The sequence below is a fragment of the Pantoea sp. Ap-967 genome (assembly GCF_011752565.1).
In the GTDB taxonomy this organism is placed as follows: domain Bacteria; phylum Pseudomonadota; class Gammaproteobacteria; order Pseudomonadales; family Pseudomonadaceae; genus Aquipseudomonas.
The window spans coordinates 1-319 of record NZ_VWXK01000106.1; the positions used below are offsets into that span (position 1 = coordinate 1).

1 protein-coding gene is annotated in these 319 nt (G+C 57.1%); it reads left to right on the forward strand.

Annotation, left to right across the window (positions count from 1 at the left end):
• A partial coding sequence (locus tag F3J45_RS29720; protein WP_167070883.1) for a transposase occupies nucleotides 1–319 on the forward strand: 319 nt, incomplete at both ends.

Sequence of the window (319 nt, forward strand, 5' to 3'; positions counted from 1 at the left end):
AAGAAAAGCCAAAAGAGCCTCGCAAAGTACTGCGAAGCCCCCATCGAAACACAGCTGATCAAGCAACCTTGCATCAGGCGCTGTGGCGGGTCCTGGGTGTGGATTTAACGGCCATACCCACGATTGGAGTGGATACCGCGTTGGTTCTGGCCGGTGAGATAGGTGCTGATCTTTCGCGATTTCCGTCCTCACAGCATTTTTGCTCCTGGCTGGGTCTAGCGCCCCCAACCCGAATTTCGGGGGGCCGCCAGCTATCAGGAGGTGGCCCCAAGATAATCAACAGAGCGGCTCAGGCGCTCAAGCAGGCAGCTTCGAATGC